Origin of the sequence: Pseudomonas sp. BIGb0558 (genome assembly GCF_024807515.1) — a bacterium.
Classification (GTDB): Bacteria; Pseudomonadota; Gammaproteobacteria; order Pseudomonadales; family Pseudomonadaceae; genus Aquipseudomonas; species Aquipseudomonas yamanorum_A.
In genome coordinates this window covers 1-14,983 of the sequence record NZ_JANUEW010000048.1, presented here as the reverse complement: position 1 = coordinate 14,983, position 14,983 = coordinate 1, and the positions used below count along the sequence as shown (strand labels likewise).

Here is a 14,983-nt window from a genome sequence, read left to right as displayed (position 1 = left end):
CAGATTAGAAGCCTATGTCCCTGATAGTTCTACTGCTTCTGCCCTTTGTCGGCAGCTGTCTCGCGGCCTTGCTGCCGCACAACGCACGCAACACAGAGTCCCTGCTGGCCGGCCTTGTCGCCCTGGTGGGGACGGTCCAAGTCGCCCTGCTCTACCCCCAGATCGCCCACGGTGGCGTGATTCGCGAAGAATTCATGTGGTTGCCCAGCCTCGGGCTGAACTTCGTGCTGCGCATGGACGGTTTTGCCTGGTTGTTCTCGATGCTGGTGCTGGGCATCGGGACCCTGGTGTCGCTCTACGCCCGTTATTACATGTCGCCGGAAGACCCGGTGCCGCGCTTCTTCGCGTTTTTCCTGGCGTTCATGGGTGCCATGCTTGGCTTGGTGATCTCCGGCAACCTGATCCAGATCGTGTTTTTCTGGGAACTCACCAGCCTGTTCTCCTTCCTGTTGATCGGCTATTGGCACCATCGCGCCGATGCCCGGCGTGGCGCCTATATGGCGCTGATGGTCACCGGCGCAGGCGGCCTGTGCCTGCTGGCGGGGGTGATGCTGCTCGGGCATATCGTCGGCAGCTATGACCTGGACCAGGTCCTGGCTGCCGGTGACCAGATCCGTGCCCATTCGTTGTACCCGATCATGCTCGCCCTGGTGCTGATCGGCGCCCTGAGCAAAAGCGCGCAGTTCCCCTTCCACTTCTGGCTGCCCCACGCCATGGCTGCACCGACGCCGGTGTCGGCCTACCTGCACTCGGCGACGATGGTGAAGGCCGGCGTGTTCCTGCTGGCCCGCCTGTGGCCGTCGCTGTCCGGCAGCGAAGAATGGTTCTGGATTGTCGGCGGTGCCGGCGCCATTACCCTGCTGCTCGGCGCTTATTGCGCCATGTTCCAGAACGATCTCAAGGGCCTGCTGGCCTACTCCACCATCAGCCACCTCGGGCTGATCACCTTGCTGCTGGGGCTCAACAGCCCGCTGGCCGCTGTCGCCGCGGTGTTCCATATCCTCAACCACGCCACCTTCAAGGCGTCGCTGTTCATGGCGGCAGGGATCATCGACCACGAGAGCGGCACCCGTGACATCCGCAAGCTCAGCGGCCTGGTGAGGCTGATTCCGTTTACCGCCACCCTGGCGATGGTCGCCAGTGCGTCCATGGCCGGCGTGCCGCTGCTCAACGGTTTCCTGTCCAAGGAAATGTTCTTCGCCGAGACCGTCTTTATTTCCTCCACCGCCTGGGTGGAAATCGCCCTGCCGGTGATCGCGACCATCGCCGGTACCTTCAGCGTGGCCTATGCCCTGCGCTTTACCGTGGATGTGTTCTTCGGCCCCACCGCGACCAACCTGCCCCACACCCCGCACGAACCGCCACGCTGGATGCGTGCACCGGTGGAACTGCTGGTGTTTACCTGCCTGCTGGTGGGAATTTTCCCCGCGCAAGTGGTCGGCTCGATCCTCGCCGCCGCCGCCCTGCCGGTAGTCGGCGGGGTACTGCCGCAGTACAGCCTGGCCATCTGGCACGGCTGGAACGCGCCGATGATCATGAGCCTGGTGGCCATGTCCGGCGGCGTGGTGCTGTACCTGCTACTGCGCAAGCAACTCAAGCTGGGCCGCTTCAAATACCCGCCGATCATCAGCTACTTCAACGGCAAGCGCGGCTTCGAGCGCTGCCTGGTGGTGATGATGCGCGGGGTGCGCAAGATCGAAAAACGCATCAGCACCAAGCGCCTGCAAACCCAGCTGTTCCTGCTGGTGCTGGCGGCGGTGATCGCCGGGTTGATCCCGATGCTGCACAGCGGCCTCAGTTGGGGCGACCGGCCGAAGATCCCGGGCTCCATCGTGTTCGTCACCCTGTGGTTGCTGGCAATCGCCTGCGCCCTGGGCGCCGCCTGGCAAGCCAAGTACCACCGGCTGGCAGCCCTGACCATGGTCAGCGTGTGCGGCCTGATGACCTGCGTGACCTTCGTCTGGTTCTCCGCGCCGGATCTCGCGCTGACCCAACTGGTGGTCGAAGTGGTCACTACCGTGTTGATCCTGCTGGGCCTGCGCTGGCTGCCACGGCGGATCGAAGAGGTTTCGCCATTGCCGAGCTCGTTGCGCAAGGCACGCATCCGACGCCTGCGGGACTTGCTCCTGTCCACCGTCGTGGGTGGCGGCATGGCGCTGCTCTCCTACGCGATGCTGACGCGCCAGACGCCCAACGATATCTCCTCGTTCTACCTCAGCCGCGCCCTGCCCGAAGGCGGTGGCAGCAATGTGGTGAACGTGATGCTGGTGGACTTCCGGGGCTTCGACACCCTGGGGGAAATCACCGTGCTCGGCGCCGTGGCGCTGACCGTCTACGCCCTGCTGCGCCGCTTCCGCCCTTCGAAAGAAAGCATGGAATTGCCCGCGCAACAGCGCCAGCTGGCGCCCGACGTGGCCACCGACCTGGTCAACCCGCGCCAGGCCAGCGACACTGCCCTGGGCTTCATGATGGTGCCGGCGGTGCTGGTGCGCCTGCTGCTGCCGATTGCCCTGGTGGTTTCGTTCTACCTGTTCATGCGCGGCCACAATCAACCGGGCGGCGGCTTTGTCGCCGGGTTGGTGATGTCGGTGGCGTTCATCCTGCAATACATGGTCGCCGGCACCCAGTGGGTCGAGGCACAGATGAGCCTGCGGCCGATGCGCTGGATGGGCTTTGGCTTGCTGTCGGCAACCCTCACTGGGCTTGGCGCACTGTTCGCCGGCTACCCGTTCCTGACCACCCACACCTGGCACTTCAGCCTGCCGGTGCTGGGCGACATCCACGTCGCCAGCGCGCTGTTCTTCGACGTCGGCGTGTACGCCATGGTGGTCGGCTCGACCCTGCTGATGCTCACCGCCCTGGGCCACCAATCGGTGCGTGCCCATAAACCCAGCAACCAGGCGAAAGCCGTTGCCAGCCAAGGAGGAGCCGCCTGATGGAAGAAGTCATCGCAATTGCCATTGGGGTGCTGGCAGCCTCCGGCGTCTGGCTGATCCTGCGGCCACGGACGTTCCAGGTGGTGATGGGCCTGTGCCTGCTGTCCTACGGGGTCAACCTGTTCATCTTCAGCATGGGCAGCCTGTTTATCGGTAAGGAGCCGATCATCAAGGACGGCGTGCCGCAAGACTTGCTCAACTACACCGATCCGCTGCCCCAGGCCCTGGTGCTGACGGCGATCGTGATCAGCTTCGCCATGACCGCGCTGTTCCTGGTGGTGCTGCTGGCGTCCCGGGGCCTGACCGGCACTGACCATGTGGACGGCCGGGAGCCCAAGGAATGACCTGGATGAATCAACTGATCATCGCGCCGATCCTGCTGCCGTTGCTGACCGCCGCGCTGATGCTGATGCTCGGCGAGAAACACCGCCCGCTCAAGGCGCGGATCAACCTGTTCTCCAGCATGGTGGGCCTCGGCATCGCGGTGCTGTTGCTGTACTGGACCCAGAAAGGTGGCCCCGGCTCCATCGGCGTGTACCTGCCGGGCAACTGGCAAGTGCCGTTCGGCATCGTGCTGGTGGTAGACCAGTTGTCGGCCATGATGCTGGTGCTCACGGGGATCATCGGCGTCAGCGCCCTGCTGTTCGCCATGGCCCGCTGGGACCGTGCCGGCACCAGTTTCCATGCGCTGTTCCAGATCCAGCTGATGGGCCTTTATGGCGCCTTCCTGACGGCGGACCTGTTCAACCTGTTCGTGTTTTTCGAGGTACTGCTGGCGGCCTCCTACGGCCTGATGCTCCACGGCTCGGGCCGGGCGCGGGTGTCGGCGGGGCTGCACTACATCTCGATCAACCTGCTGGCCTCGACGTTGTTCCTGATTGGTGCGGCGCTGATCTACGGCGTCACCGGCACCCTGAACTTTGCCGACCTGGCGCTGAAAATCCCCCTGGTACCGGAAGCCGATCGCGGCCTGCTGCACGCCGGTGCGGGCATCCTCGCCGTAGCGTTCCTGGCCAAGGCCGGCATGTGGCCGCTGAACTTCTGGCTGGCGCCCGCCTACTCCTCGGCGAGTGCGCCGGTGGCGGCGATGTTTGCGATCATGACCAAGGTCGGCGTGTACACCGTGCTGCGCCTGTGGAACCTGCTGTTCTCCGGCCAGGCCGGTGCCTCGGCGCTGTTCGGCGGCGACTGGCTGATCTACGGCGGCATGGCGACCATCGTCTGCGCGGCGCTGGCGATGATCGCCGCGCAACGCCTGGAGCGCATGGCCAGCCTGAGCATTTTGGTGTCCGCCGGGATCCTGCTGTCGGCCGTGGGTTTTGCCCAGCCGAGCCTGACCGCCGGAGCGCTGTTTTATCTGGTCAGTTCCACCCTGGCCTTGAGCGCGCTGTTCCTGCTGGCCGAATTGATCGAGCGTTCGCGCTCGGCCAATGACATGCCCCTGGACGATGAAATCGAAGCCCTGCCCAAGGCCATGGAATCCCTGCATCCACCGCCCGGCACCAACCTCGACGATGAGCAGAAAGCCGTGGTCGGCCAGGTCATCCCCTGGACCGTGGCCTTCCTTGGCCTGAGCTTTATCGCCTGTGCCCTGCTGATCATCGGCATGCCGCCGCTGTCCGGGTTTATCGGCAAGCTCAGCCTGCTCAGCGCCTTGATCAATCCGATGGGCCTGGGCAATGCCATCGACGAGCCGGTGCGCCCCGCCGCGTGGGGCTTGGTGGCGCTGTTGATCTTCTCGGGCCTGGCCTCGCTGATCGCCTTCGCCCGCCTCGGCATCCAGCGCTTCTGGACCCCGGAAGAACGCCCGTCGCCATTGCTGCGCCGTTTTGAATGCGTGCCGATCTTCTTCCTGCTGGGCCTGAGCATCGCCCTGACCTTCAAGGCCGAGCCGCTGATGCGCTACACCCAGGCTGCTGCCGAAAGCCTGAATAATCCGGAACATTACGTGATGGCCGTGATGGCGACGCGACCGGTGATGAGCCCTGAGGCCAAGGCCGCCGCATTGGAGGTGCAGCCATGAAGCGCCTGTTTCCTGCCCCGTGGCTGTCGTTGGCGCTGTGGCTGTTGTGGCTGGTGCTGAACCTGTCCGTGAGCCCCGGCAACCTGCTGCTGGGGGCGATCCTCGGTTTTGCGGCGCCGCTGATGATGGCGCCGCTGCGCCCGCTGCCGATCCGCATCCGCCGCCCGGGTGTGATCATCCGCCTGTTCTTCCTGGTGGGCCGCGACGTGATCATCTCCAACCTCGCCGTGGCCTGGGGCATCCTGGTCTGCGGCTCGCGCCCGCCACGCTCGCGCTTTATCAAAATCCCCCTGGACCTGCGAGACGCCAACGGCCTGGCCGTACTGTCGATGATCACCAGCGTGACGCCCGGCACCGTGTGGTCGGAGCTGGCCCTGGACCGCAGCATCCTGCTGATCCACGTGTTCGACCTGGATGACGAAGCGCAGTTTATCGAGCACTTCAAACACGCCTACGAACGGCCCCTGATGGAGATCTTCGAATGAGCGCCCTGCTCTCCAATGCGATCCTGTTCAGCCTGTTCCTGTTTTCCCTGGCCATGGTGCTGACCCTGGTGCGCCTGTTCAAAGGCCCCTCGGCCCAGGACCGGGTTCTGGCGCTGGATTACCTGTACATCCTGGCGATGCTGATGATGCTGGTGCTGGGCATCCGGTATGCCAGTGACACCTATTTTGAAGCGGCCTTGTTGATCGCGCTGTTTGGTTTTGTGGGGTCGTTTGCCCTGGCGAAATTCCTGCTGCGTGGGGAGGTGATTGAATGATCAATGTCGACGTGTTGCCGCTTTGGGTTGAAGTGATCGTCGCGGTGCTGCTGGTGCTCAGCAGTGTGTTTGCGTTGATTGGCGCGATCGGCTTGCTGCGCATGAAGGACTTCTTCCAGCGCATGCACCCGCCGGCACTGGCCTCGACGCTGGGCGCCTGGTGTGTGGCGCTGGCCTCGATCATCTACTTTTCGGTACTCAAGTCCGGGCCGGTGCTGCACGGTTGGTTGATTCCGATTCTGCTGTCGATCACGGTGCCGGTGACTACGTTGCTGCTGGCCAGGACTGCGTTGTTCCGCAAACGTATGGCCGGGGATGATGTGCCGGCTGAAGTCAGCAGCCGCCGGGCTGACAGCGGTAGCTGATCCCGCCAGGCGCTTCAGTGGTGAAATTCGTTCTCCAATAGAATCCATAAAATAGAACCTCAATCGCTAATCCCGGTATCGGGGTCACTTTATGAGGTTCTCTCCCATGGCATTCGCTCCCCTTGTCCAGGCTCGTCTCGACGCCTGGGTTGCATCAGCCGCTGACTTCGGGCCCTTTCTCACCGGCCAAGCAACCACCCTTACCCTCGATGAACAGCGCAAGGCTTACGAGCAGGTGCTGAGCGCTCATCCGATTCCCGCCGGTGTACGCTTTCATGAGGTCGACATGGGCGGCGTACCGGCCATGGTGGTAGTGCCTGATGCGATGGAGGGTGATCGAGTGTTGCTGTACATCCACGGCGGTGGTTATGTCGGCGGCAGCCCACGGGGTTATCTGGGCCTTGCCGGCCACTTCGCCAAACTGCTGGGGGCAAAGGTCTACTTGCCTGATTACCGCTTGGCGCCCGAGCATCCGTTTCCGCTGCCCATCGATGACACGCTGCAGGCCTATCGTTGGTTGCTCGACCAGGGCAACGATCCCAAATCCATTGTGTTCTCCGGTGACTCGGCCGGCGGCGCGATGGTGGTGTCGGTGATGGTCAAGGCCCGCAACGCCGGCTTGCCGCTGCCCGCCGCGGGCGCCGCCTTGTCGCCGTGGGCCAACCTGGAACACACCGGTGCCTCCATCGACAGCCGTGACGGCCTCGACCCGCAAGCCTCCCGCGCAGGGCTGACGCTGCTGGCGAAAGCGTTTCTCAACGGCGCGCCGCCAAACGACCCCGATGCATCGCCGGTGTTCGCGGACGTCAGGGGCTTGCCGCCGATTCTGGTGCAGATCGGCGAAAACGAAGTGATGCTCAGCGATGCCATGCGCCTGGCCACCCATCTGGGGGAAAACCGGGTGCGGGTGTCGCTGGAAGTTTGGCCCGGGATGTTCCACGTCTGGCACCTGTTTGCGGCGATTTTGCCCGAAGGAATGCAGGCGCTGGAGAATGCGGCGCTGTTCCTTGAGCAGACAATGGCGATTAGAGATTAATTAATCCAAAAAGAGCTTGGCGCGCTTCTTTGGGCCTGATACGGTTTAGTGGATTATTTAATCCACTAAACTCAGGCGCTCTTTCATGACTACTCCTACCCCTCGTTTCAGCAACAAGGTCGCCCTGGTCACCGGCGGTTCCCGCGGGATTGGCGAAGCCATCGTGCGCCGTCTGGCCGCCGAAGGCGCAGCGGTTGCGTTCACCTATTCGGCCTCCTCAGACAAGGCGCTGGCACTGGTAAGCCAGATCGAAAGCACGGGCGGCAAAGCCCTGGCGATTCAGGCCGACAGCGCTGATGTCGTCGCGATTGAGCGGGCGGTGTCCACCACCGTTGAACGGTTTGGCGCGTTGAATATTCTGGTCAACAACGCCGGCATCCTGCAGTTGGGCAGTGTCGACGAGTTCAGCCTGGAAGACTTCGACAGGATGTTTGCGGTCAACGTCCGCGCCACCTTTGCCGCCGCCAAGGCGTGTTCGCCGGTGATGCAGGCCGGTGACCGGATCATCAGCGTCGGCAGCGTGGTTGCCCAGCGTTCGGGCTTCCCGGGTTCCAGTGTCTACAGCATGACGAAGTCGGCGATCGCCGGTATGATCCGCGGCCTGGCGATTGATTTCGCCCCGCGCGGCATCACCGTCAACAACGTGCAACCGGGCCCGACCAGCACCGACATGAACCCGGCGGACGGGCCTCACGCGGGCATGATCAAAAATTTGATCCCCTTGGGCCGCGTAGGCACCGCCGACGAAGTAGCCGGTATGGTGGCTTACCTCGCCTCCGAGGAAGCGGCCTTTGTCACCGGCGCAAGCCTGACCATCGACGGTGGTTACCTGGCCTGACCCATCACTCGCAACCGAGGTACCCCATGGCAAGACCCAGAGCATTCGACCGCGACCAGGTGCTGCGCGAAGCCATTCGGGTTTTCTGCGACAAGGGTTTTGCCGCGGCCTCAACCGAAGAGCTGATGCAGGCCATGGGGTTGAGTCGCCAGAGCATGTACAACACCTTTGGCGACAAACGCCAGTTGTACCTGCTGGCGATGGCCGAGTATCAGCGCACCGGTGTCGACGACCTGATCGGGCGCCTGAATCAGGGCCCGACGCCGCTGCAAGCGCTGCATGACACCCTGCAATCCTTCGCCACCCGCGCTCTGCGCGAAGGGACCGCAGGGTGCATGGGCGTCAACGCCATCTGCGAGTTCGGCCAGGCCGATGATGAAATCAATCAACTCACCGCCCACAGCGCCGAGCGCTTGCGCAACGCATTCGAACAGACCCTGGGACAGGCGCAGGAACAGGGTGAAGTGGGAGCAGATACCGACCTGACCGGCGCGTGTGATTTTCTGATGGCCACCCTCAGCGGCATGAAAATCGCCAGCAAGGGCGGCGCAACCACTGAGCAACTGGAAGGCATCGCGGGGTTTGCGTTGCGGGCGCTGAGCGCGAAAGCGTGATCAACCCACTACAGGATCGGCGCGCCAAATCGGCCCAGTCGCGGCATCCAGTGATCCAGGATCTGCGCTGACGCCAGGATATGGTGGGCGTGCCCGATCAACAGCCGACGCGGCACAAACCCGATATAGCGTGAGTCATCGCTGTTGTCGCGGTTGTCACCCAACATGAAATAACTGTCGGCCGGCACCGTCACCGGGCCGAAATCGCGCAGCGCCCGGACTGTCGGCATGAATTGAATCGTGCGCTGGCTGTTGTTCGCACGCTCCGTCACCTTGATCCCCGGAACTGTTTGGCCAGGCGCGATGGGCTCGCGTATATCCTGCCCATTGCTGTAGGTGGCCGGCGTGCCGTTGACCCACAGCACCTCATCGCGCATTTCCAGGGTGTCGCCGGGAATGCCGACGATGCGCTTGATCAAGCGCATGCCGTCCTTGGGTGAGGAGAACGTCACCACATCGCCGCGCCGGGGGTTATCCAGCTTGGCCAGGGAAATATCGGTGAGGGGCAGCTTGAGGTCGTACGCCACGCGATTGACCAGTACTACATCGCCCTCCAGCAAGGTCGGGCGCATGGAGCCGGATGGGATCGGGTTCCAGTCGGCCAGGGACGTACGGAAAACGCCAAAGCACAGCCAGAAAATGATTGCGTAACGGTAGCGGATTAACCAACGGCGCATACATCCTCGCATTACAAAAAAGGGGGCATCGGCACATGCCGGGCAGCCCGTGGTTATTTTTGGCAATGGTCGCTTATTACACCGGAAGATTAAATTAACATTAGCGCTTCCAGCCAATGGCAGCCGTTGCTTTCAAGCCCACAGAAAAGGAGTGTCGCCCCCCATGGATATCAAATGCTCGGTCTTTATTGCAGCCAGCGTCGATGGCTTTATTGCCCGGCCAGACGGTGATATTGAGTGGCTTCATCGGCCAGAGTACGAAGTCACCGAATTGAACGGCGTGACCTACGAAGCGTTCATCGCCACGGTGGATGCGCTGGTGATGGGACGCAAGACCCTGGAAAAAGTGCTGTCCTTTCCGGAATGGCCCTATGAGGGCACGCCAGTCATCGCGCTCGCTCATCAATCGGTTGAGCTACCTGCGGATTTGAAGGGCAAGGTTGAGGTCGTGAGCCAGGATGTGACCGCACTCGTGGCCGAGTTAGCCGAGCGAGGGATGAAACACCTGTATATCGACGGAGGCCAGACGATTCAGGCGTTTCTTGAGGCGGGCTTGATCAACGAGATGATCATCACGCGTATCCCGGTAGTGTTGGGTCAGGGGATTCCCTTGTTCAGCCAGGTGGGTAGCGAGCATGAGCTTCGGCATATCGGCACGTATGCGTCGGGCAACGGCTTTGTTCAAAGCCGGTATAGGGTCAGTGGCGAGCGCTGATGGTAGAAGCAAAAGCAAAAGCAAACGCGGTCAAATGTGGGAGCGGGCTTGCTCGCGAAGGTCGTTAACGATAACGCGTGTTTCCTGGATGAGCGCGGCGCCCTCTGGCTCTTCGCGAGCAAGCCCGCTCCCACATTTAGGAGCTCTGTGTTTTGCTCACCTCAGGATGTGTCAACCATGTCCCCGCACAGGTGTCCCGTCCGAGACACGCAGAACCGCCGCCCGAATAACGGATAGATAGGCCAAAAAAAACGCCCCGAACCAGTCAGGGCGTTTTTCATTCAGCACTCACCAATCAAGCCTGATCAGCCAACCGCCACGTCGTCCCGCCCTTCCCGTCTTCCAACACCACACCCATCGCGGTCAGTTGGTCGCGGATACGGTCAGACTCCGCCCAGTCCTTGTTAGCCCGGGCAGTCAAACGTGCCTGGATCAGCGCATCAACTTCAGCCGCATCCACACGCCCTTCGGCGCCTGCTTGCAGGAAGTCATCGGCTTCCATCTGCAGCACGCCCAGCACGCTCGCCAGCTCTTTCAAACGTGCCGCAAGCCCCGCCGCCGCGTCGAGATCACTCTCGCGCAGTCGGTTGATCTCACGCACCATTTCAAACAGCACCGCACAGGCTTCCGGTGTGCCGAAGTCGTCGTTCATCACTTCGGTAAACCGTGCAACAAACGCTTCGCCGCCCGCAGGGGCCACGGATGGCAGGCCTTTCAGCGCGTGGTAGAAGCGCTCCAGGGCGCCCTTGGCGTCCTTGAGGTTGTCTTCCGAATAGTTGATCGCGCTGCGGTAGTGGCTCGACACCAACAGGTAGCGCACCACTTCCGGGTGGTACTTTTCCAGCACGTCGCGAATGGTGAAGAAGTTGTTCAAGGACTTGGACATCTTCTCGCCATTGATGCGAATCATGCCGCAGTGCATCCACGCGTTGGCGTAGGTCTTGCCGGTGGCCGCTTCGCTTTGGGCGATTTCGTTTTCGTGGTGCGGGAACTCAAGGTCGCTGCCGCCGCCATGAATGTCGAAGGTCTCGCCCAGGCAGCAGGTGGACATCACCGAGCATTCGATGTGCCAACCCGGACGCCCGGCGCCCCACGGCGACTCCCAGCTCGGCTCGCCGGGCTTGGTGCCTTTCCACAGCACGAAGTCCAGCGGGTCTTGCTTGGCTTCGTCGACTTCGATACGTGCGCCGATGCGCAGGTCTTCGATTTTCTTGCGCGACAGCTTGCCGTAACCCATGAACTTGGCGACGCGGTAGTACACGTCACCATTGCCCGGCGCGTAGGCGTAACCCTTGTCGATCAGGGTCTGGATCATCGCGTGCATGCCCGGGATATGGTCCGTGGCGCGCGGCTCCATGTCCGGCTTGAGGATGTTGAGGCGGGCCTCGTCCTCGTGCATCGCAGCAATCATGCGCTCGGTCAGCGCGTCGAACGACTCGCCGTTTTCGTTGGCGCGATTGATGATCTTGTCGTCGATGTCGGTGATGTTGCGCACGTAGGTCAGGTCATAACCGCTGAAGCGCAACCAGCGGGTCACCAGGTCGAAGGCGACCATGCTGCGGCCGTGGCCGATGTGGCAGTAGTCGTACACGGTCATGCCGCACACGTACATGCGCACCTTGTTGCCATCCAGCGGCTTGAAGACTTCTTTGGTCTTGCTGAGTGTGTTGTAGATCGTTAGCACGACGAATCCCTTAAGACTTGATCACTGGCCCCACGAATCACGCAAGGTCACGGTACGGTTGAATACCGGAGCACCTGGTTTCGAGTCCTTGATATCCGCGCAGAAGTAACCTTCGCGCTCGAACTGGAAACGGTCTTCCGGCTGTGCGTCGCCAAGCGATGGCTCGGCACGACAACCAGTGAGAACTTGCAGCGAGTCAGGATTGATGTTGTCCAGGAAACTGGCGCTGTCTTCGGCCTTCTCGGGGTTAGGCGAGCGGAACAGACGATCGTACAGGCGCACTTCGCATTCGATGCTGGCAGCGGCCGGCACCCAGTGCACCACACCTTTGACCTTGCGGCCTTCAGGGTTCTTGCCCAGGGTGTCCGGGTCGTAGGAGCAACGCAGTTCGACGACGTTGCCATCGGCGTCCTTGATGGCTTCGTCGGCACGGATCACGTAGCTGCCACGCAGGCGCACTTCGCCGTTCGGCTCCAGGCGCTTGTAGCCTTTTGGCGGCTCTTCCATGAAGTCATCGCGGTCGATGTAGATTTCACGGGCGAACGGCAGCTTGCGCACGCCGAGTTCTTCTTTCTGCGGGTGACGCGGCAACTCGAGGTTCTCGACCTGGTCTTCCGGATAATTGGTGATCACGACTTTCAACGGACGCAGCACGCACATGGCGCGCGGCGCGTTCGCGTCGAGGTCCTGGCGGATGCTGAATTCGAGCATGCCGTAGTCGACCACGCCGTCGGAGCGGTTGGTGCCGACCATGTCGCAGAAACTGCGGATCGACGCAGGGGTGTAGCCGCGACGGCGGAAGCCCGACAGGGTCGACATGCGCGGGTCATCCCAGCCGTGTACGTGCTTTTCATCTACCAGCTGCTTGAGCTTGCGCTTGCTGGTGATGGTGTAGTTCAGGTTCAGGCGACTGAACTCGTACTGACGCGGGTGCGCCGGTACCGGCAGGCTGTCGAGGAACCATTCGTACAGCGGTCGGTGGCTTTCGAACTCCAGGGTGCAGATGGAGTGGGTGATGCCTTCGATGGCGTCCGACTGACCGTGGGTGAAGTCGTAGTTCGGGTAGATGCACCACTTGTCACCGGTCTGGTGGTGATGGGCGTGGCGGATGCGGTACATGATTGGGTCGCGCAGGTTCATGTTCGGCGAGGCCATGTCGATCTTGGCACGCAGTACACGGGCGCCGTCCGGGAACTCGCCGGCGCGCATGCGGTTGAACCAGTCCAGGTTCTCTTCCACCGAGCGGTCGCGGAACGGGCTGTTCTTGCCCGGCTCGGTCAGCGTGCCACGGTATTCCTTGGCCTGCTCAGGAGTCAGGTCGTCGACGTAGGCCTTGCCGGCCTTGATCAGCTCGACAGCCCAGTCGAACAACTGGTCGAAATACTTGGAGGCATAGCGCACTTCACCGGACCATTCGAAGCCCAGCCACTTGATGTCGCTTTCGATGGCGTCGATGTATTCCTGGTCTTCCTTGGCCGGGTTGGTGTCGTCGAAACGCAGGTGCGTGACGCCACCGAACTCCTGGGCCAGGCCGAAGTTCACACAGATCGACTTGGCGTGGCCGATGTGCAGGTAACCGTTGGGCTCAGGCGGGAAACGGGTGACGATCTGCGTGTGCTTGCCCGAATCCAGGTCCGCCTGGATGATCGGGCGCAGGAAATTGACCGGGACGGCAGGTCCGGCCTTGGAATTCGAGGTAGGGTCGACAGTGGGCTTGCTCATAGGATCCTTGAACAGACGAAGTACTTGGCCGGGATGAGGCCGACAAACAAAGGGCTTATCATAGCCGATGCTGTCAAGGCCCTGACAGAGCGAGGCCAAAAACTGCTGCATTTATTGCATGGGCGGTAAAAAACCACCTCGAAATTCCCGCAGGTCACGCTAAACTGCGCGCCTTGGTTGCGATTTTTGCCAAGCAGGTAAGGCGCAAAACGCCCAAACCCACGAATTCCTTGAAAGAGTAGTGAACATGACTCAAGTCAAACTGACCACCAACCACGGTGACATCGTCATCGAGCTGAACGCCGAGAAAGCGCCGATCACCGTCGCCAACTTCATCGAGTACGTTAAAGCCGGCCACTACGAAAACACTGTTTTCCACCGTGTCATCGGCAACTTCATGGTCCAGGGCGGCGGTTTCGAGCCTGGCATGAAAGAAAAGAAAGACAAGCGTCCAAGCATCCAGAACGAAGCGGACAACGGCCTTTCCAACGACAAGTACACCGTCGCCATGGCCCGTACCATGGAGCCGCATTCGGCCTCCGCGCAGTTCTTCATCAACGTGGCCGACAACGCCTTCCTGAACCACAGCGGCAAGAACGTGCAGGGCTGGGGCTACGCGGTATTCGGTAAAGTCACCGAAGGCCAGGACGTTGTCGACAAGATCAAGGGTGTGCAAACCACCGGCAAGGCAGGTCACCAGGACGTACCGGTAGAAGACGTAATCGTCGAGAAAGCCGAGATCGTTGAGTGATATTGCTGATTTCAGATTTGCATCTGGAAGAGGAGCGCCCGGACATTACCCGGGCGTTTCTGGATTTACTGAACGGTCGCGCCCGTTCCGCCCAGGCGTTGTACATTCTGGGGGACTTCTTCGAAGCCTGGATTGGCGACGATGGGATGACGCCCTTCCAGCGTTCGATTTGCCTGGCTCTGCGCGAGCTGAGCGACAGCGGCACCCAGATTTTCATCATGCATGGCAACCGGGATTTCCTGATCGGCAAGGCGTTCTGCAAAGCAGCGGGCGCCACCTTGCTCAAGGACCCGAGTGTGGTGCAGCTCGCAGGCGAACCCGTGCTGTTGATGCACGGCGACAGCCTGTGTACCCGCGACGTCGGCTATATGAAGCTGCGGCGCATCCTGCGCAACCCCATCACCCTGTTCATCCTGCGGCACCTGCCCTTGCGCACGCGGCACAAGCTGGCGCGCAAGCTGCGCAGTGAAAGCCGGGCGCAGACGCGAATGAAGACCAACGACATTGTCGATGTGACACCCGAGGAAGTGCCAAGGGTGATGCAGCAGTTTGGCGTGCGGACGTTGGTGCATGGGCATACCCACCGCCCGGCGATCCACAAGTTGCAGATTGGCGAGCAGGCGGCCAAGCGCATTGTGTTGGGGGATTGGGACAAGCAAGGGTGGGCGTTGCAGGTGGATGAGCAGGGGTTTGCGTTGGCGGCCTTTGATTTCGTCAATCCACAGTTGGCACTGCCCGGCGCATAACAACCACCCAAATTCCCGTAGCAGCTGTCGAGGCCGGGGGGGGGGGGGGGGGGGGGGGGGGGGGGTGATGAGGAAAAACAAACACCCACACAGGAGACAACACAGCACACAGGCGA

The 14,983-nt window shown here is 61.8% G+C and carries 15 protein-coding genes; 12 read left to right on the top strand and 3 right to left on the bottom strand.

The window, feature by feature from the left end; genetic code table 11:
- Positions 1–14 precede the first annotated feature (14 nt).
- The 9 genes from M2400_RS30285 to M2400_RS30245 all read left to right on the top strand — a co-directional run bounded on the left by M2400_RS30285 (position 15) and on the right by M2400_RS30245 (position 8,572).
- Entirely contained in the window at positions 15–2,936 is a 2,922-nt protein-coding gene (locus tag M2400_RS30285) for a monovalent cation/H+ antiporter subunit A (protein WP_177048022.1), read from the top strand.
- Positions 2,936–3,280: a Na+/H+ antiporter subunit C gene (locus M2400_RS30280; protein ID WP_003192163.1), complete on the top strand. Its 345-nt coding sequence runs from the start codon at positions 2,936–2,938 to the stop codon at positions 3,278–3,280. Before M2400_RS30285 ends, M2400_RS30280 begins: the two co-directional genes overlap by 1 nt.
- The gene (locus M2400_RS30275; RefSeq protein ID WP_177048020.1) at positions 3,277–4,959 is read left to right on the top strand and encodes a monovalent cation/H+ antiporter subunit D; all 1,683 of its coding nucleotides are present in this window, start codon (positions 3,277–3,279) and stop codon (positions 4,957–4,959) included. Before M2400_RS30280 ends, M2400_RS30275 begins: the two co-directional genes overlap by 4 nt.
- A complete protein-coding gene (locus M2400_RS30270) occupies positions 4,956–5,444 on the top strand; it encodes a Na+/H+ antiporter subunit E (protein WP_177079895.1) in 489 nt (162 codons plus the stop codon). The genes M2400_RS30275 and M2400_RS30270 overlap by 4 nt, the downstream gene beginning before the upstream one ends.
- Entirely contained in the window at positions 5,441–5,719 is a 279-nt protein-coding gene (locus M2400_RS30265; RefSeq protein ID WP_003211751.1) for a K+/H+ antiporter subunit F, read from the top strand. The genes M2400_RS30270 and M2400_RS30265 overlap by 4 nt, the downstream gene beginning before the upstream one ends.
- Positions 5,716–6,084, top strand: a complete 369-nt coding sequence (locus M2400_RS30260) for a Na+/H+ antiporter subunit G (protein WP_259199068.1) — start codon at positions 5,716–5,718, stop codon at positions 6,082–6,084. Before M2400_RS30265 ends, M2400_RS30260 begins: the two co-directional genes overlap by 4 nt.
- A gap of 106 nt (positions 6,085–6,190) precedes the next feature.
- On the top strand, positions 6,191–7,120 hold the full coding sequence (locus M2400_RS30255; RefSeq protein ID WP_177048016.1) for an alpha/beta hydrolase: 930 nt from the start codon (positions 6,191–6,193) through the stop codon (positions 7,118–7,120).
- An 85-nt stretch (positions 7,121–7,205) separates the two neighbouring features.
- Positions 7,206–7,958, top strand: a complete 753-nt coding sequence (locus M2400_RS30250; protein WP_177048015.1) for a 3-oxoacyl-ACP reductase family protein — start codon at positions 7,206–7,208, stop codon at positions 7,956–7,958.
- A gap of 26 nt (positions 7,959–7,984) precedes the next feature.
- A complete protein-coding gene (locus M2400_RS30245) occupies positions 7,985–8,572 on the top strand; it encodes a TetR/AcrR family transcriptional regulator (protein WP_177079898.1) in 588 nt (195 codons plus the stop codon).
- Positions 8,573–8,580: 8 nt separating this feature from the next.
- Here M2400_RS30245 and lepB read toward each other — a convergent pair whose 3' ends face one another.
- Positions 8,581–9,249, bottom strand: coding sequence for a signal peptidase I (gene lepB, locus M2400_RS30240; protein ID WP_177048012.1), 669 nt, complete (start codon positions 9,247–9,249; stop codon positions 8,581–8,583).
- Between the two features lie 163 nt (positions 9,250–9,412).
- Between lepB and M2400_RS30235 the strand changes: the two genes are divergently transcribed.
- On the top strand, positions 9,413–9,964 hold the full coding sequence (locus M2400_RS30235; protein ID WP_259199067.1) for a dihydrofolate reductase family protein: 552 nt from the start codon (positions 9,413–9,415) through the stop codon (positions 9,962–9,964).
- 295 nt (positions 9,965–10,259) lie between these two features.
- Here the strand turns inward: M2400_RS30235 and cysS are convergent, their stop codons facing one another.
- The gene (gene cysS, locus M2400_RS30230) at positions 10,260–11,648 is read right to left on the bottom strand and encodes a cysteine--tRNA ligase (RefSeq protein WP_008432427.1); all 1,389 of its coding nucleotides are present in this window, start codon (positions 11,646–11,648) and stop codon (positions 10,260–10,262) included.
- Between the two features lie 21 nt (positions 11,649–11,669).
- Complete coding sequence (locus M2400_RS30225) at positions 11,670–13,370, bottom strand: glutamine--tRNA ligase/YqeY domain fusion protein (RefSeq protein ID WP_259199066.1); 1,701 nt, start codon at positions 13,368–13,370, stop codon at positions 11,670–11,672.
- Between the two features lie 247 nt (positions 13,371–13,617).
- On the opposite strand from M2400_RS30225, the gene M2400_RS30220 reads away from it, so the two are divergent.
- Together M2400_RS30220 and lpxH are read left to right on the top strand one after the other, a co-directional pair.
- The gene (locus tag M2400_RS30220) at positions 13,618–14,121 is read left to right on the top strand and encodes a peptidylprolyl isomerase (RefSeq protein ID WP_010166979.1); all 504 of its coding nucleotides are present in this window, start codon (positions 13,618–13,620) and stop codon (positions 14,119–14,121) included.
- A complete protein-coding gene (lpxH, locus tag M2400_RS30215; RefSeq protein ID WP_259199065.1) occupies positions 14,118–14,867 on the top strand; it encodes a UDP-2,3-diacylglucosamine diphosphatase in 750 nt (249 codons plus the stop codon). The genes M2400_RS30220 and lpxH overlap by 4 nt, the downstream gene beginning before the upstream one ends.
- Positions 14,868–14,983 lie beyond the last annotated feature (116 nt).

What these genes read in the sequence shown, in the direction of transcription:
- M2400_RS30285 (WP_177048022.1), top strand. Translation starts at nt 15, where the DNA reads ATGTCCCTGATAGTTCTACTGCTTCTGCCCTTTGTCGGCAGCTGTCTC.
- M2400_RS30280 (WP_003192163.1), top strand. Translation starts at nt 2,936, where the DNA reads ATGGAAGAAGTCATCGCAATTGCCATTGGGGTGCTGGCAGCCTCCGGC.
- M2400_RS30275 (WP_177048020.1), top strand. Translation starts at nt 3,277, where the DNA reads ATGACCTGGATGAATCAACTGATCATCGCGCCGATCCTGCTGCCGTTG.
- M2400_RS30270 (WP_177079895.1), top strand. Translation starts at nt 4,956, where the DNA reads ATGAAGCGCCTGTTTCCTGCCCCGTGGCTGTCGTTGGCGCTGTGGCTG.
- M2400_RS30265 (WP_003211751.1), top strand. Translation starts at nt 5,441, where the DNA reads ATGAGCGCCCTGCTCTCCAATGCGATCCTGTTCAGCCTGTTCCTGTTT.
- M2400_RS30260 (WP_259199068.1), top strand. Translation starts at nt 5,716, where the DNA reads ATGATCAATGTCGACGTGTTGCCGCTTTGGGTTGAAGTGATCGTCGCG.
- M2400_RS30255 (WP_177048016.1), top strand. Translation starts at nt 6,191, where the DNA reads ATGGCATTCGCTCCCCTTGTCCAGGCTCGTCTCGACGCCTGGGTTGCA.
- M2400_RS30250 (WP_177048015.1), top strand. Translation starts at nt 7,206, where the DNA reads ATGACTACTCCTACCCCTCGTTTCAGCAACAAGGTCGCCCTGGTCACC.
- M2400_RS30245 (WP_177079898.1), top strand. Translation starts at nt 7,985, where the DNA reads ATGGCAAGACCCAGAGCATTCGACCGCGACCAGGTGCTGCGCGAAGCC.
- lepB (WP_177048012.1), bottom strand. Translation starts at nt 9,249, where the DNA reads ATGCGCCGTTGGTTAATCCGCTACCGTTACGCAATCATTTTCTGGCTG.
- M2400_RS30235 (WP_259199067.1), top strand. Translation starts at nt 9,413, where the DNA reads ATGGATATCAAATGCTCGGTCTTTATTGCAGCCAGCGTCGATGGCTTT.
- M2400_RS30225 (WP_259199066.1), bottom strand. Translation starts at nt 13,370, where the DNA reads ATGAGCAAGCCCACTGTCGACCCTACCTCGAATTCCAAGGCCGGACCT.
- M2400_RS30220 (WP_010166979.1), top strand. Translation starts at nt 13,618, where the DNA reads ATGACTCAAGTCAAACTGACCACCAACCACGGTGACATCGTCATCGAG.